Genomic DNA, 16,253 nt, shown 5'->3' with positions numbered 1-16,253 from the left:
AACCACAAAACGAGGTGACCTTATGGCGGACGGGCAGCAGCCGATCCGGGTGATGCTGGCGAAGCTCGGTCTGGACGGACATGACCGCGGCGTGAAAGTCGTGGCGCGGACCCTGCGCGACGCCGGCATGGAGGTGATCTACACCGGGCTGCACCGCACGCCTGAGCAGGTCATCGAGGCCGCCGTGCAGGAGGACGTCGACGTACTCGGCGTGAGCATCCTGTCCGGCGCGCACCTGCCGATCTTCCGGAAGCTCTACCAGGTGCTGGACGCCTTCGCCGAGCCGGTCGGGTTCGCCGTGGTGGCCGGCGGCGTGATGCCGGACGAGGACGAGGAGACGCTCAAGAAGATGGGCGTCGCGGCCGTGCTCGGGCAGGACACCACCCCGGACACCATCGTCGAGGCGGTCCGCACCGCCGCCGCCGACCGGACGGTCGGCGTCTGATGGCCCGCCCGGTCACCGTGCCCGCCACCCGGGATACCGCCGCCGGGCCCGGCGCCGACATGGAGCAGTGGAGCTGGCCGCCGCGCTACGACGAGAGCTACCGGCCGCCGGAACACCAGCGGCACTGGTTCCCGCACCGCGAGACGATGCCCGCCGAGCGGCGCGACGAGGCGATCCTGGGCCGGATCCGCCGGCTCATGGACTACGCCTGGGACAACTCGCCGTTCTACCGGCGCAAGTGGTCCGACGCCGGGCTGCACCCGCGCGACATCCGCTCGCTGGCCGACTTCGAGGCTGTCCCGGTGGTGCGCAAGGACGAGCTGCGTGCCGACCAGGCCGCCCACGAGCCGTTCGGCAGCTACCTGTGTGTGCCGCCCGACGAGGTCAAGCACGTCAACGGCACCTCGGGTACCACCGGGCGGCCGACCGCGTTCGGGATCAGCGAGCGGGACTGGCGCAGCGTGGCCAACGCGCATGCCCGGGTGATGTGGGCGATGGGCATCCGGCCGCACGACACGGTGCTGGTCGGCTCGCCGCTGAGCCTGTACTGGGGTTCCTGGGGTGCCTACCTCGGCGCGGAGCGCCTGGGCGCGCGGGTGTTCCCGTTCGGCGCCGGCGTCGCCGGGCAGACCGCGCGCACGGTGCTGTGGATGCGCCAGATGGGTGTCACGGTCTTCTACGGCACGCCGTCCTACGCGCTGCGCCTCGCCGAGGTGGCTACCGAGCAGGGTGTGGACCCGGCGGACCTGGGGCTGCGCAAGCTGTTCTTCTCCGGTGAGCCGGGCGCCAGCATCCCGTCCATCCGGGGCCGCATCGAGTCCGCGTTCGGCGCGCAGGTCTACGACTCCGGCTCGATGGCCGAGGTCAGCCCGTGGATGCACCTGGGCGCCGGCGCCGACGAGCCGGGTGTGCTGTGCTGGCAGGACCTGGTCTACACCGAGGTCTGCGACCCCGCCACGCTGCGCCGGGTGCCGTACGGCAGCGAGGGCACCCCGGTCTACACCACCCTGGAGCGCACCAGCCAGCCGATGATCCGGCTGCTGTCCAACGACCTGACCAGGTGGGAGGCGCCGTCCATCGAGCGGGGTCGCACCTACCCGTTCCTGCCGCGCGGGATCTACGGCCGCATCGACGACATGTTCATCGTGCGCGGCGAGAACATCTACCCGGCCGCCATCGACGAGGTGGTGATGTCCGACCCCGGTTACGGCGGCGAGCACCGCATCGTGATCAGCCGGACGGACACGATGGACTCGCTGGTGGTGCAGGTCGAGCACCAGCCGGGCCAGCGGTTGGACGGCTGGGCGGACGGGCTGTCCGAGCGGCTGCGCCGGGTGCTCGGGGTCGGCGCGACGGTCGTCCCGGTCGGCCGGGGCACCTTCGAGCGCACCGAGTTCAAGGCGCGCCGGGTGCTGGACGACCGTGACCTGCTGCGGTCGCTGAGCTCGGAGAGTGCCCCGTGACGGCGGCTCCGACCCGGGTCGACCGGGTGCGGGCAGGTGAGCCGGCCGCGATCGCCCGCATGATCAGCCGGGTCGAGCGGCGCGGCTCAGCTGACTCGGCCGGCGTGGCCGACGAGCTCGCGCAGCTGCACCGGGCCGGCGGCCACGCGCACATCATCGGTGTCACGGGTGCCGCCGGCAGCGGCAAGAGCACCCTGGTCGCCGAGCTGACGGCGCACTACCGCCGCGCCGGGCGCACCGTCGGCGTGCTCGCGGTCGACCCGTCCAGCGTCTTCTCCGGCGGCGCCATCCTGGGCGACCGGATCCGGATGTCCGCGCTGGCCGGCGACGAGGGCGTGTTCATCCGCTCCATCGCCACCCGCGGCGCGCTCGGCGGGTTGTCCCGGGCCGCGCTGGACGCGATCACCGTGCTGGACGCCGCCGGCAAGGATGTGATCGTGCTCGAGACCGTCGGCGTCGGGCAGGCCGAGGTCGACGTGATCAGCGCGGCGCAGACCGTCGCGGTGGTCAGCGTGCCGGGGATGGGCGACGGCGTGCAGGCGATCAAGGCCGGCCTGCTGGAGATCGCCGACGTGCACGTGCTCAACAAGGCCGACCGCGACGGCGCGCAGAAGGCCTACGCCGAGCTGCGCGACATGCTCAGGTTCGCGCGCCGCACCGACGGCGACTGGGAGGTGCCGATCCAGCGCACCGTGGCGGCGACCGGCGAGGGGGTGGCCGACCTCGCCGAACGGTTCGACGACCACCACGCGTGGATGGCCCGGTCCGGTGAGCTGGACCGCCGCGCCCGGCGCACCGCCGCCACCCGGATCCGCTGGATGGCCGAGGAGATCGTGCTGGACCGGCTGCGGGCCGGCGACCCCGACTTCGACCGGGAGGTCGACCGGGTCGCCGAGCTGTCCACCGACCCACTGCATGCCGCCCGCCGCCTGCTGGGCGAACCACTGGACGTGATGGGAGCGACATGACCACCAACCGTGAGCTGGCCTCGGAGGCGCTGGTCAAGGCGGTGACCGAGGAGCTGGCCGACTGGGAGTCCGACGAGCTGGCCGCGTTCACCCGCCGCGCGCCGGAGTCCCGCGACGACTACCGCACCGGCAGTGGCGCCCCGGTCCAGCGGGTGTACACCCCGGCCGACCTGCCGGCGGACTGGGACGAGATCGGGCTGCCCGGGCGCTACCCGTACACCCGGGGGCCGTACCCGACGATGTACCGCGGCCGGACCTGGACGATGCGCCAGATCGCCGGCTTCGGGCAGGCCGAGGAGACCAACGGCCGGTTCCGCTACCTGATCGCGCAGGGCCAGACCGGGCTGTCGGTGGACTTCGACATGCCCACCCTGATGGGGCTGGACAGCGACGACGAGATGAGCCTCGGCGAGGTCGGCCGGGAGGGCGTCGCGATCGACACGCTGCCGGACATGGACGCGCTGTTCGACGGCATCGACCTGGAGCAGATCAGTGTGTCCATGACGATCAACCCATCGGCCTGGATCCTGCTCGCGATGTACGTCGCGGTCGCCGAGGAGCGCGGTCTGGACCTGGACAAGCTGTCCGGGACGATCCAGAACGACATTCTCAAGGAGTACGTGGCGCAGAAGGAGTGGATCTTCCCGATCCGCCCGAGCATGCGCATCGTGCGGGACACGGTCACCTACTGCGCCGGCCGGATGGCCCGGTACAACCCGGTGAACATCTCCGGCTACCACATCAGCGAGGCCGGGGCGAACGCCCTGCAGGAGATCGCGTTCACGATGGCGATCACCCGGGCGTACGTGGACGACGTGGTGGCCACCGGGGTGGATGTGGACGCGTTCGCGCCCCGGCTCTCGTTCTTCTTCGTCAGCCAGGCCGACCTGTTCGAAGAGGTCGCCAAGTTCCGCGCGGTGCGCCGCTACTACGCGAAGATGATGAAGCAGCGGTACGGGGCGAAGAACCCGCAGTCGATGCGGCTGCGCTTCCACGCCCAGACCGCGGCCGCCACGCTGACCAAGCCGCAGCCGCTGAACAACATCGTGCGCACCGCGCTGCAGGCACTGTCCGCGGTGCTCGGCGGAGCCCAGTCGCTGCACACCAACGGGCTGGACGAGGCATACACGATCCCGAGCGAGCAGGCGATGAAGGTCGCGCTGCGCACCCAGCAGATCATCGCCGACGAGACGAACGTGCCCAACGTGATCGACCCGCTCGGCGGCTCGTACTACGTGGAGAAGCTGACCAGCGAGCTGGAACACGGCATCGAGCGGTACTTCGAGAAGATCGACGAGCTCGGCGGCGTGGTCGCGGCCATCGAGCAGGGCTTCTTCCAGCGGGAGATCTCGGACACCGCCTACGACTTCGCGCGGCGCAAGGCGAGCGGGGACCGGCCGGTGATCGGTGTCAACAAGAACGTGGACACCGAACCGGACGCCAAGATCGAGACGCATCAGCTGGACCCGGAGTCGGAGGACCGACAGATCCGCCGGCTCAAGCAGGTTCGCTCCGACCGCGACCCGCGCCGCGCCGAGGCCGCGCTGACCGCGCTGGTCGAGGTCGCCCGGGACGACTCGGCGAACCTGATGGCCGCCACCATCGAGGCGGTCAAGGCGCACCTGTCCATGGGGGAGATCACCGGCGCGCTCCGTGACGTCTTCGGCACCTACACCGAGACCCCCGTCTTCTGAAGCTCACGACTCCAACCCTCAACGGCGAGGTTCCGCATGTTTCAGCAGGCTTCTGTGTTCCAACAGCCCGTCGCCCCGGTCGGCGGCAGCCTCGGCTGGTCCGCGCTGGTGGCGGCGCTACCGCTGTTGTTGTTGTTCGTCCTGCTCGGTGTGTTCCGGGTCCGTGCCTGGCGCGCGTCGCTGATCGGTCTCGCGGCGTCGCTGGTGGTGGGCATCCTGGTGTACCGGATGCCGACCGGGCAGGCGTTCTCCTCGGCGGCCGAGGGCATCGCCTTCGGTCTGTTCCCGGCGATGTGGATCGTGGTCAATGCGATCTGGATCTACCGGATGACGGTGGCGTCGGGGCACTTCGACGTGCTGCGGCGCAGTTTCGCCTCGGTCAGCGACGACTTCCGGGTCCAGGCGATCATCATCGCGTTCGCCTTCGGTGCGCTGCTGGAGGCGCTGGCCGGGTTCGGTGCGCCGGTGGCGATCTGCGCGGTGATGCTGGTGGCGCTCGGGTTGCCGCCGTTGAAGGCGGCCGTCGTCGCACTGGTCGCGAACACCGCGCCGGTCGCCTACGGTGCGGTCGCCCTGCCGGTGATCACGTTGGCCCGGATCACCGGGTTGCCCCTGAACGACCTGGCCGCGATGACCGGCCGGCAGGTGCCGCTGCTCGCGGTGATCGTGCCGTTCGTGCTGCTCGGCCTGGTCGACGGCCGGCGGGGGCTGCGGGAGGCCTGGCCGGCGGCGCTGGTCAGCGGTGTCGGTTTCGGCGTCACGCAGTACCTGATGGCGAACTTCGGCCCCGTGCAGCTGGCCGACATCGTCGCCTCGCTGGTGTCCGCCGGGTGCGTGCTGCTACTGGTGCGCCGCTGGCAGCCCGTCGGTGGCTCGCGGTCGGTCGAAGCCGCGGCGACGGGGGCCGGCGTCGGCGCTGAGGGCGTCAAGGGCGCGGGGGCGGGTGGGCCCGGGCTCGCGGTCGCTCCGGGTGGTGGTCCGGGTGCGGCGCGCGCCGGCTCGTCCGGTGGTTCTGGCGCGAGCGGTGGTTCGGGCGCGGGTGGTGGCTCGGGCTCGGCCGGTGGTTCGGGCTCGGCCGGTGGTTCGGGCTCGGCCGGCGGCGGGCAGGTGGTGGATCGGCGTGTTGAGGTGCTGCGGGCGTTCGGGCCGTACGGCGTGATCATCGTGCTGTTCGCGCTGGTGGCGCTACCTCCGGTCGCGGCGGTCCTGGGCGCGGTGACCAGGTCGTTCGCCTGGCCGGGCGTGCATGTTCTGACCGCGGCGGGCAAACCGCTGAGCCTGGCGACCTTCAAGTTCGACTGGCTGGCCAACAGCGGCACGGTGCTGTTCGTCGCGGGTCTGCTGTCGGTGCTCATCCTCGGTCTCGAGTGGGCCGAGGCGGTGCGCACGTATGGTCGGACGTTGCGTCAGTTGGCCAGCGCGATCGTCACCGTGGTCTCGGTCCTCGGGCTGGCCTACGTGCTGAACCTGTCCGGGCAGACCGCCACGCTCGGGCAGTTCCTGGCTGGCGCCGGGGCGGCGTTCGCGCTGCTGTCGCCGGTACTGGGCTGGTTCGGTACCGCGGTCACCGGGTCGGACACGTCATCGAACTCGCTGTTCGGACTGCTGCAGGTGAGCGCGGCGCAGAATACTGGGATGTCGCCGCTGCTCGCCGCGGCCGGCAACACCACCGGTGGCGTGCTGGGCAAGATGCTGAGCCCGCAGAACCTGGCGATCGGGGCGAGCGCGGTGGGCCTGGCCGGCAAGGAGGGCGACCTGCTGCGGCGGGTACTGGTGGCAACGCTGATCTTCCTGCCGCTGATGTGTCTGCTGGTCTACCTGCAGTCGACGCCCGTGCTGGGCTGGATGGTCCCGTGACCGCGTCGAGGCTCACAGGGATCGCCCCCGGGCGGGTGACCTCGTCGCAACTCGGCGCCGGTAGCGTTGATTATGGTCAGACCACAGGTCGCACTACCGGTCGCAGGGAGCCCCACGATGTCCGAGACCGCCGACAACGGGTGGCAGCCCGTCCGTCGGTTGCGTACCCATGAGCACGTCCTGGCGCAGATCGAGCAGCAGATCCTGGACGGGCGGTTGTCGCCCGGTGACCGGCTGCCCGGGGAACGCGAGCTGGCCGAATACCTGGGGGTGAGTCGGGCCGGGGTCCGGGAGGCGCTGCGGGTGCTGGAGGCGCTGGGTGTGGTCAGCGCCGGCGTCGGATCCGGGCCGGCCTCCGGGTCGGTGGTGCGCGGCGAGGGCACCGAGGCGCTGGCGAACCTGCTGCGGCTGCACCTGGCGCTGTCCCGGTTCACCCAGCGCGAGGTCATGGAGGTCCGGGTCCAGCTGGAGCGGTGGGCGGTGGCCGAGGCCGCGGTCCACGCCGGCGCGGAGGACATCGCCCGGTTGCGCGCGGTGGTGCTGGCGATGCGGCAGCGCGAGATCGGGTACGAGCAGTTCAACGAGTTGGACACCGGCTTCCACGTCTCGGTCGCCGAGATGAGCGGCAATGCGTTGCTGGGGACCCTGATGCGGGCGCTCCGGGATGCGGTACGCCGGGAGATGCTGGCCGTGTTCGAGTCGCTGTCGGACTGGCGGGTCACCGCCGACGCACTCGCCGATCAGCACCACGCCATCGTGGACGCGATCGAGGCGCGCGATTCCGCCGGTGCGACCGCACTGGTGGAACGACACATTGCCACCTTCTACGCCAACAGAGAAAATTAGCTCAGGAGTAGCTGGGCGAGGTGTTGCGCCGGTTTGCGGCGGGGTGTCTGTGAGTAGTCAATCCATTTCGGTGGGATGAATTCGGGGAGCCCGTCGCGCATTCGGACTTCCCAATCGGATTGGTGCACCATCCGATGATGCGTCCAGCACAACATCACCAAATTGTCGAGCTTTGTCTCACCGTGATGGACCCAGTGCACAATATGGTGCACCTCGCAGGAACTCGGAGGCCGGTCACACCCCGGATGGGCACACCCACCATCCCGAACCGCGACCGCCCGCCGCTGCGCCAACGTGGCGCACCGTTTCTCCCGCCCCACATCCAACGGCTCACTGTTCGCGCCGAGCACGATCGGGGTGATCTGGGCGTCGCAGCTCAGCCGGCGTACCTCACCGGGCCCGATGTGGCCGCCGAGCTCGAGGTTCGCCCCACGCAACCCGGCCTTCAGCGCCTCCAAACCCATGGTGATCGCCACGTGCGGACGCTCACCACCTTGTGCGGGGAGCCGGCCCTCGTCCAGGGCGTGCGCGCAGATCTCCCCGAGCGCATCCGCCTGGCGTTGGCCCAACGACTTACCCTCGTCGGCGGCCGGTTTGAGGATCGCCCCGATCGCCCGGGCCACCGTCTCGAATGTCGCCGAGTCCAACTGGCCCTTGATCTTCCCGCCGACACCGTGGCGGGACTTGGCCAGATGTAGCTCGTTGACCTGCGGATCGTCCTCACCCGGCGGCGCACCGTCCTGGTCCAAGAGGTCGATCTCTTCGCGGGCCTTGCGGGCCAACAACTCCGGGCTGTACTGCCGCGCCCAGTCGGCGAACAACACCTCCGCCGCCACCCACTGCTCCACCGTGATCCGCCGGGCGGCATCCGTGGCCAACACCGACTCGATCACCTCAGCATGCGCCAGATCAATCTCCAGCGCACCCAACGCCATCGCCGTCGCCGGCAGTTTCGGCTCCAACACCTCACCCACCAACGACCGGGTGGGGAACACACTGGTCGCTACCGCGACCATCCGCCGCCCGTCCCGCTGGCTCAGGCCGAGCAGATCGCTGACCGCATTCGCCGAATGCATCCCACGCTCGACGAACTCCCCGTCCCGATCCAACCCCGCGACCAGCATCAACGAGTCGTACTCACATTGGCGCTGTAAAACCTGGTAACTCTTCAACCCGTCAATCCGACACTCCGCATCACCGGCGCGTTCGAGTGCGCGCAACGCGGCCATGGAATCCATGACCACCCGCCGCGCCGCAACAACCGAACTCTCCGACATACAGCAATTATGTCGAAGGGGTCCGACATTCTTGGGTCGATACCGCCGGCCCCCGAAAAAGATTTCATGATTTTTCGCGAACCCCACCGGACGTCCCCGACCCAGACCCAAAGGTGAGATTCCCGACGACCTAACTGACTGCTGTCCCGTCCAAAGCTTCGGTAAAACGCGCCCTGCCACCCCAAGGCGACCAAGTCATTCGAGCCGTCAGGACGCCGAAGGCTCCCGACGAAGCACGTACGGCAGCCACCCCACACCACGTACCCCCCACAACGCTTTGCTCTGCGCACCTATACGCAACAACCCACCCCCGACCACGCCTGTTGCGTATACCTACGCAGAGCAAAGGACGGCCGGAACACCACGCTCCTACCGCGAACGCAGTGCCAGGAACACGTCCACCCGGTCCTCGAAACGGCTCAAATCGCGGCCGGTGAGCTCCTCGACCCGGCTGATCCGGTAGCGCACCGTGTTGATGTGCAGGTGCAACCGCGCCGCGGCTCGGCTCCACGACCCGGAGCAGTCCAGAAACGCCTCCAGCGTCTGGTAGAGCCCGGCGTCGTTGCGCGCGTCGTACTCCAGCACCGGGTCCAGCACGCGGGCGGCGAACGCGTGGCGGACGTCGTCGGGTACCACCGCCAGCAGTGCGACGTGCGAGGTGACCTCGGCGTCCGCCACCACGGTCAGCGTGCCGGCACGCAACCGGGCGAGCTCGCGTGCGTGCCGGGCTTCGCGCAGGGCGCCGGAGAGGGCCTCGGCGCCGGACGGGCGGCTCAACCCGATGGTCAGCCGGGCCGGCCCGAGTCCGGGCTCCAGCCTGGCCAGCGCGGCGCGCAGCCTGTCGAGCGGGTCCGGCAACCCGCCACCCGGGTCGTCGAGTGGGTCCGGCGACCTGCCGCCACCCTGGTCCCCGCAGGGCAGCAGTGCCACCGCGAGCCCGTCGGGCGTCGTGCCGACCACCGGTGCGCCGAGGTGCGCGGCCGCGTCGTCGAGCACGGAACGGGCCACCTCGGTGAGATCGGTCCGATCCACGAAGCCGGCCACCGCCACCGCGACCGGCCGGTCCGGGTCCAGCCCCGCCTGGCGCAACCGCTGCAGGGTCTCCGGCTGACCGCCGGCACCGGCGGCGACCAGGCTCACCGCATCGTCGGCGATGTCCCTGGCCACCCGCCAGCCCTCGGTCCGCCGGGCCCGGTCCAGTGCGGCGATCGCGACCAGCTCGCCGACCGCGTCGGTGACATCCGGTTCCCAGGCCGGCCAGGAGCCCTCGACCACCGCGAACCAGTAGGTCAGCCGCTGTTCGAGGGCGGGGCCGACCGGGAACACCGAGTAGGCGGGCCGACCGGCGACCACCGCCGGCAGCCGGTCGGCGGTCAGGAACGTGCGCACGATCCGGTCCACGTCCGCGTCCGCGAGGGGAGCCGGACCGGTGACGATGGCCCGGCCGGTCGGGGTCAGAACGCGGCACACCAGCCCGGTCGCGGCGGACACCTGGGCACTGAGCTCGTCGAGCCCCATGCCGCCGGCCACGGCGGTGAGAAGCTGGCGCTGGCGGCCCAACCGAGCGGCCAGTCGGTCGCCCCGCGCGGCCGTCACCGATCGGATCACGTGCTCGGTGACGGCGGAGAACGACACGTCCTCGGGTACCGCGATGAGCACCACCCGATGCCGGCGGCAGGCGTCCACCACGTCGTCGGGGATCCCGTGGAAGAACGCCTCACCGGCGGCCAGCGCGGCGACCCCCGACGCGGCGACCTCGGCCACGAACCGCTCGGTGTCCGCCGGCTCGCGCCGCCACACCAGGCCGCTGATGACCAGCTCGCCGCCGGACAGGTAGCGACCGGGGTTGCCGAGGTCGGTGCTGTAGACCCAGCGCACCGGCCGCTCCAGCGCGGCGCCCTGACCGGCGAGCAGCCGCAACCGCAGCTCGGGCACCGCGAGCAGCTCCCGGACCAGCATTGGAGGAACCTACAACCTCCGCTGCCGATCGGACCCGGCTTTCGTGTGGCCAGCGGCTTCTGCCGGAGCGCCAACGGCGGTGTACTCAGAGCCCCACCAGGGCTCTGACCTGTGCTGGGACCCGCACCGGGACCTGGGCTCACGCCGCGACCTGGACCGCACCGAGGAGCGCGAGATGGACTTCCTGCAACCGAGCAGCTGGGCCGAGGCACTGGCGGCCCGCGCCGAGCATCCCGACGCGGCGCCGATCTGCGGCGGTACCGACCTGATGGTGGAGCTGAACTTCGACCACCGCCGGCCGGCCGCGCTGCTCGACCTGACCCGGGTGGCCGAGCTGCGGGACTGGGGACTCGACGAGGGCAGGGTCCGGCTGGGTGCCGGGGTCACCTACGCACGGGTCATCGGCGAACTCGGCGCGCTGCTGCCCGGCCTTGCGATGGCCGCCCGCACCGTCGGCTCGCCGCAGATCCGCAACCGGGGCACCGTCGGCGGCAACCTGGGCGCGGCGTCCCCGGCCGGCGACTCGCACCCGCCGCTGCTGGCCGCCGACGCGGTGGTCGAGCTGGAGTCGGCGGCGAGGGGTGTCCGACAGGTGCCGATCACCGAGTTCTACACCGGGGTGAAGCGCAACGTCCTCGCCGGCGACGAGCTGATCGCCGCCGTGCTGATCACGCCACCGACCGGGCCGCAGCAGTTCTGCAAGATCGGTACCCGCAACGCCATGGTGATCGCGGTGGCCGCCTTCGGGCTGGCGCTGCACCCGGACCGGCGCGTCGTGGGTACCGGGATCGGCTCTGCCGCACCGACGCCGCGGCGGGCCCTGGACGCCGAGCGGTTCCTGGCCGGCGAACTGGACGCGGCCGGGCTGTGGGAGTCCCGGGCGGCGTTGCCGGACACGCTGGCCAGGGCATTCGGTGACCGGGTGAGCGCCGCGACCGCCCCGATCGACGACGTGCGAGGGAGCGCGGCCTACCGCCGCCACTCCCTCGGCGTGCTGGCCCGCCGCGCGGCGACCTGGGCCTGGAACGACTACCGGAAGGCTGCCTGAGCCATGCGCGTGAACATCGTGGTGAACGACACCGAGCAGGTCGTCGACGACGTGTGGGAGGGCGAGAGCCTGCTCTACGTGCTGCGCGAGCGGTGCGGGCTGCCCGGCTCGAAGAACGCCTGCGAGCAGGGCGAGTGCGGTTCCTGCACGGTCTACCTGGACGGGTTGCCGGTGTGTGCCTGCCTGGTCGCCGCTGGCCAGGCGAACGGCCGCCAGGTGCGCACCGTCGAGGGACTGGCCGACGGCGAGCAGCTGCATCCGGTGCAGCGGGCGTTCGTCGAGTGCGGCGCGGTGCAGTGCGGCTTCTGCACCCCGGGCCTGCTGGTCAGCACGCACGACCTGCTGAGCCGCAACCCGAAGCCGTCCGACCCGGAGATCCGCGAGGCACTGGCCGGAAACCTGTGCCGCTGCACCGGCTACGAGAAGATCCTGGACGCCGTGCGCAGCGCCAGCGGAGCACGCATCGACACCGTGCGCAGCGCCAGCGGAGCACGCATCGACACCGTGCGCAGCGCCAGCGGAGCGGAGGAGCAGCAGTGAGTACGACCGTCATCGAGGACGCGCACGTCGTCACGATGGACGGCGGCCGGGCCGAGTACGCCGGCGGCCACCTTGTCCTCGAGAACGACCGGATCACCGCCGTCGGCCCCGGACCGGCACCGCGGCCCGAGGGCGCCCGGGTGGTCGACGGCCGCGGCTGCCTGCTCACCCCCGGTTTTGTGAACACCCACCAGCACCTCTACCAGTGGGTGACCCGGGGCCTGGCCGTCGACGCGACCCTGTTCGGCTGGCTCACCGAGCTGTACCCGGTGTGGGCCGGCATCGACGAGCACGCGGTGCACACCGCGGCCAGCGGCGCTCTGTCCTGGCTGGCCCGCACCGGCTGCACCACAAGCACCGACCACCACTACGTGTTCCCGACGGGCGGCGGCGACCTGTTGGCCGCCGAGATCGAGGCGGCCCGCGCGGTGGGCCTGCGGTTCCACCCGTGCCGGGGCTCGATGGACCTGGGGCGCAGCGCCGGCGGGCTGCCACCGGACGAGGTTGTCGAGGACCGGGACGCGGTGCTGGCCGCCTCCGCCGACGCGGTGGACCGCTGGCACGACCCGTCGCCGGGCTCGATGCTCCGGATCGCGCTCGCGCCCTGCTCGCCGTTCTCGGTGACCGGCGAGCTGATGCGCGAGGCCGCCGAGCTGGCCCGGGACCGCGGCCTGCGGCTGCACACCCACCTCGCCGAGACGCTCGACGAGGAGGACTTCTGCCGGGAGCGGTTCGGCTGCTCGCCGCTGGAGTACGTGGACAGCCTGGGCTGGACCGGCCCGGACGTGTGGTTCGCGCACGCGGTCCACCTGGACGACGCGGGCGTGAAACGGATCGGCGAGACCGGGACGGGCGTGGCGCACTGCCCGTCGTCCAACGCCCGGCTCGGTGCCGGCATCGCCCGCTCGGCCGACCTGCGGGGTGCCGGCGTGGCTGTCGGGCTGGGCGTGGACGGCGCGGCCAGCAACGAGGCCGGCAGCCTGCTGGAGGAGGTCCGGCACGCGCTGCTGTTCGCCCGCGCGAAAGGCGGCCCCCAGGCGCTGACCGTGCGCGACGCGCTGGAGATGGCCACCCTGGGCGGCGCCGCCGTACTGGGCCGCTCCGGGGACATCGGCTCGCTGGAGCCCGGCAAACTGGCCGACCTCGCGCTGTGGCGCATCGACGGCCTGCCGCACGCCGACATCGCCGACCCGGTGGCCGCCCTGGTCCTCGGCTCGCCGCCGCCGCTGGACCTGCTGCTGGTCGGCGGCCGCCCGGTGGTCGAGCGCGACCACGTCCTGGGCGTGGACGAAGACGCCCTGGCCCGCGAGGCCACCGCCGTACACAAAGCCCTACTCCGAAAGGCCGGCCGATGACCACCCCCACGCGAGTCGGGCCTCCCAGCACACTGAGTCGGGACTCTCAGCACACCGCCGGCCGGGTCGGGGACAGCCCGCTGCGCCCGGACGGCACCCTGAAGGTCACCGGCGAGTTCGCCTACGCCAGCGACCTGTGGCACGACGACATGGTCTGGGGGGTGACGCTGCGCAGCCCGCACCCGCACGCCCGCATCGCCGGCATCGACCTCACCGAGGCGCTCAAGGTGCCCGGCGTCTACGCGGTGCTCACGGCCGACGACGTGCCGGGCGAGAACTCGGTCGGCCTCGAGCACCTGGACACCCCGGTGCTGGCCGACGGCGTGGTCCGCTACCAGGGCGAACCGGTCGCGCTGGTGGCCGCCGACCACCCGGAGACCGCGCAACGGGCCGCCAAGCGGATCAAGGTGGACTACGAGGTGCTGCCCGCCGTGACCGACCCGAGGCGCGCGCTGGACGAGGACGCGCCGAAGGTGCACGACGGCGGCAACCTGGTCCGGCACCTGGTGTTGCGTAGAGGTGCGCAGAGCAAGGAAGCACCGGTCGTGGTGGCGCTCGACTTCGAGGTGGGCATGCAGGACCAGGCCTTCCTCGGGCCGGAGTCCGGGCTCGCGGTGCCCGCCGAGGACGGCGGCATCGACCTGTACGTGGCCACCCAGTGGCTGCACGTGGACCAGCAGCAGGTGTGCCGCGCGCTCGGCCTGCCCAAGGAGAAGGTGCGGCTGACGCTGGCCGGGGTGGGCGGCGCGTTCGGCGGCCGCGAGGACCTGTCCATGCACGTGCACGCCTGCCTGCTCGCGCTGCACACCGGCAAACCGGTGAAGATGTCGTACAACCGCGAGGAGTCGTTCTTCGGCCACGTGCACCGGCACCCGGCCTGGATGCGGTACGAGTTCGGCGCCGAACCGGACGGCACCCTGCTCTACGCCACGGCGAACATCCTCTTCGACGGCGGCGCGTACGCCTCGTCGACCGGCGCGGTGGTCGGCAACGGCGGCACCATGGGTCTGGGCCCGTACCGCATCCCGAGCGTGGCGGTGGACTGCTACGGCGTCTACACGAACAACCCGCCGTGCGGCGCGATGCGCGGTTTCGGCTGCGTGCAGACCGCGTTCGCGCACGAGGCGCTGATGGACGAGCTGGCGGACACTGTCGGCGTGGACCGGGTCGCGATCCGCCAGCTCAACGGCATGCGGGAGGGCGACCGGAACATCACCGGCCAGCTCATCGACTCCGCCGCGCCGGTCGCCGAGCTGCTGGACATCGTGCGAGACATGCCGCTGCCACCCGCCCGCGCGGACGAGCCCGACCTGCGCGACCTGCCGGGCGGCGTCTCCAACACCACCCACGGCGAAGGCGTGCGCCGGGGCATCGGGTACGCGGTCACCTACAAGAACGTGGGCTTCTCCGAGGGCTTCGACGACTACTCCACCGCCCGGGTGCGCCTCGAGCTGGTCGGCGGCGAGCCGGTGGCGACGGTGCACACCGCGGCCGCCGAGGTCGGCCAGGGGCTGATCACCGTCGAGCAGCAGATCTGCCGCACCGAGCTGGGCGTCGAGCGGGTGGTGGTGCACCCCAAGGACACGACCGTCGGCTCCGGCGGCTCCACCTCCGCGTCCCGGCAGACCTACGTCACCGGTGGCGCGGTACAGGCGGCCTGCGCGGCGGTGCGGCGTGAGGTGCTGGCCAGGGCGGCGCGGCTGGTGCACCGGCCGGCCACCGAGCTGCGGCTGGACGGCGAGAAGATCGTCTCTCTCGGCGGCGCGGCGGGCGGCACGGCCGGCGGCGAGGTGCTCGCCGGCCTCGCCGAGGTGCTCGGCGAGGACGCGGTCGAGGAGACCGTGCAGTGGCGGCACCGGCCGACCCGCCCGATCGACCCGGAGACCGGCCAGGGCGACGCGCACGTGCAGTTCGCGTTCTCCGCGCACCGCGCGGTTGTCGACGTGGACGTCGAGCTGGGCCTGGTCAAGGTCGTCGCGCTGGACACCGCGCAGGACGTGGGCAAGGCGATCAACCCGGACGCGGTGATCGGCCAGATCCAGGGCGGTAGCGCGCAGGGTATGGGGCTGGCGCTGATGGAGGAGATCGTGGTGACCGACGGCCGTGTGAGGAACCCGTCCTTCACCGATTACCTGATCCCGACCATCCTGGACATGCCGCCGATGAAGATCGAGGTGCTGGAGTACGCCGATCCGCACGCCCCGTACGGGCTGCGCGGTGTCGGCGAGCCACCCACGATCTCATCGGGGCCCGCCGTCGCGGCCGCGATCCGGCAGGCTACCGGCAGGGCGCTGCGCCGCGTCCCAGTTCGTCCCGAGCACATCACTGGAGCGTGAGATGCCACAAATGTTCCTCAACGGGACCGCCATGTCCGGCGGCGCCGACCACCACCTGGTCGGCGGCGCCGAACTGGTGGCCCGCACCACCACCGCGAAGCGCTACCGGTTCCACGCGGTGGACGGCAGCTACCCGGGGCTGGAGGACGTCGGGTCGGGGGGCGCGGCGATCGAGGGCGAGGTCTACGAGCTGAGCTACGAGCAGCTGCGTGAGGTACTGCTGCCCGGTGAGCCGGCCGGCCTGGAGCTCGGGGTGATCGAGCTGGCCGACGGCTCCGGTTCGTTGGCGATGGTGCTGCGCCGGGAGTACCCGAAGCTGCCGCCGACCGAGGACATCTCCGAGCTGGCCAGCTGGCGCACCTACCTGGCCGGCCGATGAGGACACCGATGAACAACCCCCCGCGAGTCGGGGATTTCCTCAGGGTGAGTCGCGGATTCCGTCAGCCGCCGGGCGCCGAACAAGCC

13 protein-coding genes are annotated in these 16,253 nt (G+C 71.5%); 11 read left to right on the top strand and 2 right to left on the bottom strand.

The features are described 5' to 3' along the window. Nucleotides 1-22 precede the first annotated feature (22 nt). The 6 genes from ACTXG6_RS02045 to ACTXG6_RS02020 all read left to right on the top strand — a co-directional run bounded on the left by ACTXG6_RS02045 (nucleotide 23) and on the right by ACTXG6_RS02020 (nucleotide 7,273). Nucleotides 23-445, top strand: a complete 423-nt coding sequence (locus ACTXG6_RS02045) for a cobalamin B12-binding domain-containing protein (protein WP_445186048.1) — start codon at nucleotides 23-25, stop codon at nucleotides 443-445. Continuing rightward, nucleotides 445-1,908, top strand: a complete 1,464-nt coding sequence (locus ACTXG6_RS02040; RefSeq protein WP_445186047.1) for a phenylacetate--CoA ligase family protein — start codon at nucleotides 445-447, stop codon at nucleotides 1,906-1,908. The genes ACTXG6_RS02045 and ACTXG6_RS02040 overlap by 1 nt, the downstream gene beginning before the upstream one ends. Continuing rightward, nucleotides 1,905-2,876, top strand: a complete 972-nt coding sequence (gene meaB / locus ACTXG6_RS02035; protein WP_445186046.1) for a methylmalonyl Co-A mutase-associated GTPase MeaB — start codon at nucleotides 1,905-1,907, stop codon at nucleotides 2,874-2,876. Before ACTXG6_RS02040 ends, meaB begins: the two co-directional genes overlap by 4 nt. After that, entirely contained in the window at nucleotides 2,873-4,570 is a 1,698-nt protein-coding gene (locus ACTXG6_RS02030; RefSeq protein ID WP_445186045.1) for a methylmalonyl-CoA mutase family protein, read from the top strand. Before meaB ends, ACTXG6_RS02030 begins: the two co-directional genes overlap by 4 nt. 54 nt (nucleotides 4,571-4,624) lie before the next feature. Beyond that, a complete protein-coding gene (locus ACTXG6_RS02025) occupies nucleotides 4,625-6,427 on the top strand; it encodes an L-lactate permease (protein ID WP_445186044.1) in 1,803 nt (600 codons plus the stop codon). Nucleotides 6,428-6,544: 117 nt separating this feature from the next. Continuing rightward, the gene (locus ACTXG6_RS02020; protein WP_445186043.1) at nucleotides 6,545-7,273 is read left to right on the top strand and encodes a FadR/GntR family transcriptional regulator; all 729 of its coding nucleotides are present in this window, start codon (nucleotides 6,545-6,547) and stop codon (nucleotides 7,271-7,273) included. Here the strand turns inward: ACTXG6_RS02020 and ACTXG6_RS02015 are convergent. Continuing rightward, nucleotides 7,270-8,511, bottom strand: coding sequence for a DUF222 domain-containing protein (locus ACTXG6_RS02015; RefSeq protein ID WP_445186042.1), 1,242 nt, complete (start codon nucleotides 8,509-8,511; stop codon nucleotides 7,270-7,272). The two genes, ACTXG6_RS02020 and ACTXG6_RS02015, sit on opposite strands and share 4 nt — an antisense overlap. 408 nt (nucleotides 8,512-8,919) lie before the next feature. Beyond that, nucleotides 8,920-10,509: a PucR family transcriptional regulator gene (locus ACTXG6_RS02010; RefSeq protein ID WP_445186041.1), complete on the bottom strand. Its 1,590-nt coding sequence runs from the start codon at nucleotides 10,507-10,509 to the stop codon at nucleotides 8,920-8,922. A gap of 175 nt (nucleotides 10,510-10,684) precedes the next feature. On the opposite strand from ACTXG6_RS02010, the gene ACTXG6_RS02005 reads away from it, so the two are divergent. Genes ACTXG6_RS02005 through ACTXG6_RS01985 form a run of 5 tightly spaced genes read left to right on the top strand, consistent with a single transcriptional unit; the run spans nucleotide 10,685 to nucleotide 16,167 of the window. Next, the gene (locus ACTXG6_RS02005; RefSeq protein WP_445190323.1) at nucleotides 10,685-11,557 is read left to right on the top strand and encodes an FAD binding domain-containing protein; all 873 of its coding nucleotides are present in this window, start codon (nucleotides 10,685-10,687) and stop codon (nucleotides 11,555-11,557) included. Between the two features lie 3 nt (nucleotides 11,558-11,560). Beyond that, entirely contained in the window at nucleotides 11,561-12,097 is a 537-nt protein-coding gene (locus ACTXG6_RS02000; RefSeq protein ID WP_445186040.1) for a (2Fe-2S)-binding protein, read from the top strand. Next, nucleotides 12,094-13,452, top strand: coding sequence for an 8-oxoguanine deaminase (locus tag ACTXG6_RS01995; RefSeq protein ID WP_445186039.1), 1,359 nt, complete (start codon nucleotides 12,094-12,096; stop codon nucleotides 13,450-13,452). The genes ACTXG6_RS02000 and ACTXG6_RS01995 overlap by 4 nt, the downstream gene beginning before the upstream one ends. Next, nucleotides 13,449-15,788 (top strand): xanthine dehydrogenase subunit D, encoded by a 2,340-nt coding sequence (gene pucD / locus ACTXG6_RS01990; RefSeq protein WP_445186038.1) that lies wholly within the window; start codon nucleotides 13,449-13,451, stop codon nucleotides 15,786-15,788. The genes ACTXG6_RS01995 and pucD overlap by 4 nt, the downstream gene beginning before the upstream one ends. A gap of 10 nt (nucleotides 15,789-15,798) precedes the next feature. Then, the gene (locus ACTXG6_RS01985; protein WP_445186037.1) at nucleotides 15,799-16,167 is read left to right on the top strand and encodes an allophanate hydrolase-related protein; all 369 of its coding nucleotides are present in this window, start codon (nucleotides 15,799-15,801) and stop codon (nucleotides 16,165-16,167) included. Nucleotides 16,168-16,253: the final 86 nt, after the last annotated feature.

Source organism: Pseudonocardia sp. Cha107L01, assembly GCF_052566575.1.
This window is presented reverse-complemented; position numbering and strand designations above follow the sequence as displayed.

Bases quoted from the DNA above. Each gene is read 5' to 3' on its own strand.
- ACTXG6_RS02045 (WP_445186048.1), top strand. From the start codon at position 23: ATGGCGGACGGGCAGCAGCCGATCCGGGTGATGCTGGCGAAGCTCGGT.
- ACTXG6_RS02040 (WP_445186047.1), top strand. From the start codon at position 445: ATGGCCCGCCCGGTCACCGTGCCCGCCACCCGGGATACCGCCGCCGGG.
- ACTXG6_RS02030 (WP_445186045.1), top strand. From the start codon at position 2,873: ATGACCACCAACCGTGAGCTGGCCTCGGAGGCGCTGGTCAAGGCGGTG.
- ACTXG6_RS02020 (WP_445186043.1), top strand. From the start codon at position 6,545: ATGTCCGAGACCGCCGACAACGGGTGGCAGCCCGTCCGTCGGTTGCGT.
- ACTXG6_RS02015 (WP_445186042.1), bottom strand. From the start codon at position 8,511: ATGGATTCCATGGCCGCGTTGCGCGCACTCGAACGCGCCGGTGATGCG.
- ACTXG6_RS02010 (WP_445186041.1), bottom strand. From the start codon at position 10,509: ATGCTGGTCCGGGAGCTGCTCGCGGTGCCCGAGCTGCGGTTGCGGCTG.
- ACTXG6_RS02005 (WP_445190323.1), top strand. From the start codon at position 10,685: ATGGACTTCCTGCAACCGAGCAGCTGGGCCGAGGCACTGGCGGCCCGC.
- ACTXG6_RS02000 (WP_445186040.1), top strand. From the start codon at position 11,561: ATGCGCGTGAACATCGTGGTGAACGACACCGAGCAGGTCGTCGACGAC.
- pucD (WP_445186038.1), top strand. From the start codon at position 13,449: ATGACCACCCCCACGCGAGTCGGGCCTCCCAGCACACTGAGTCGGGAC.
- ACTXG6_RS01985 (WP_445186037.1), top strand. From the start codon at position 15,799: ATGTTCCTCAACGGGACCGCCATGTCCGGCGGCGCCGACCACCACCTG.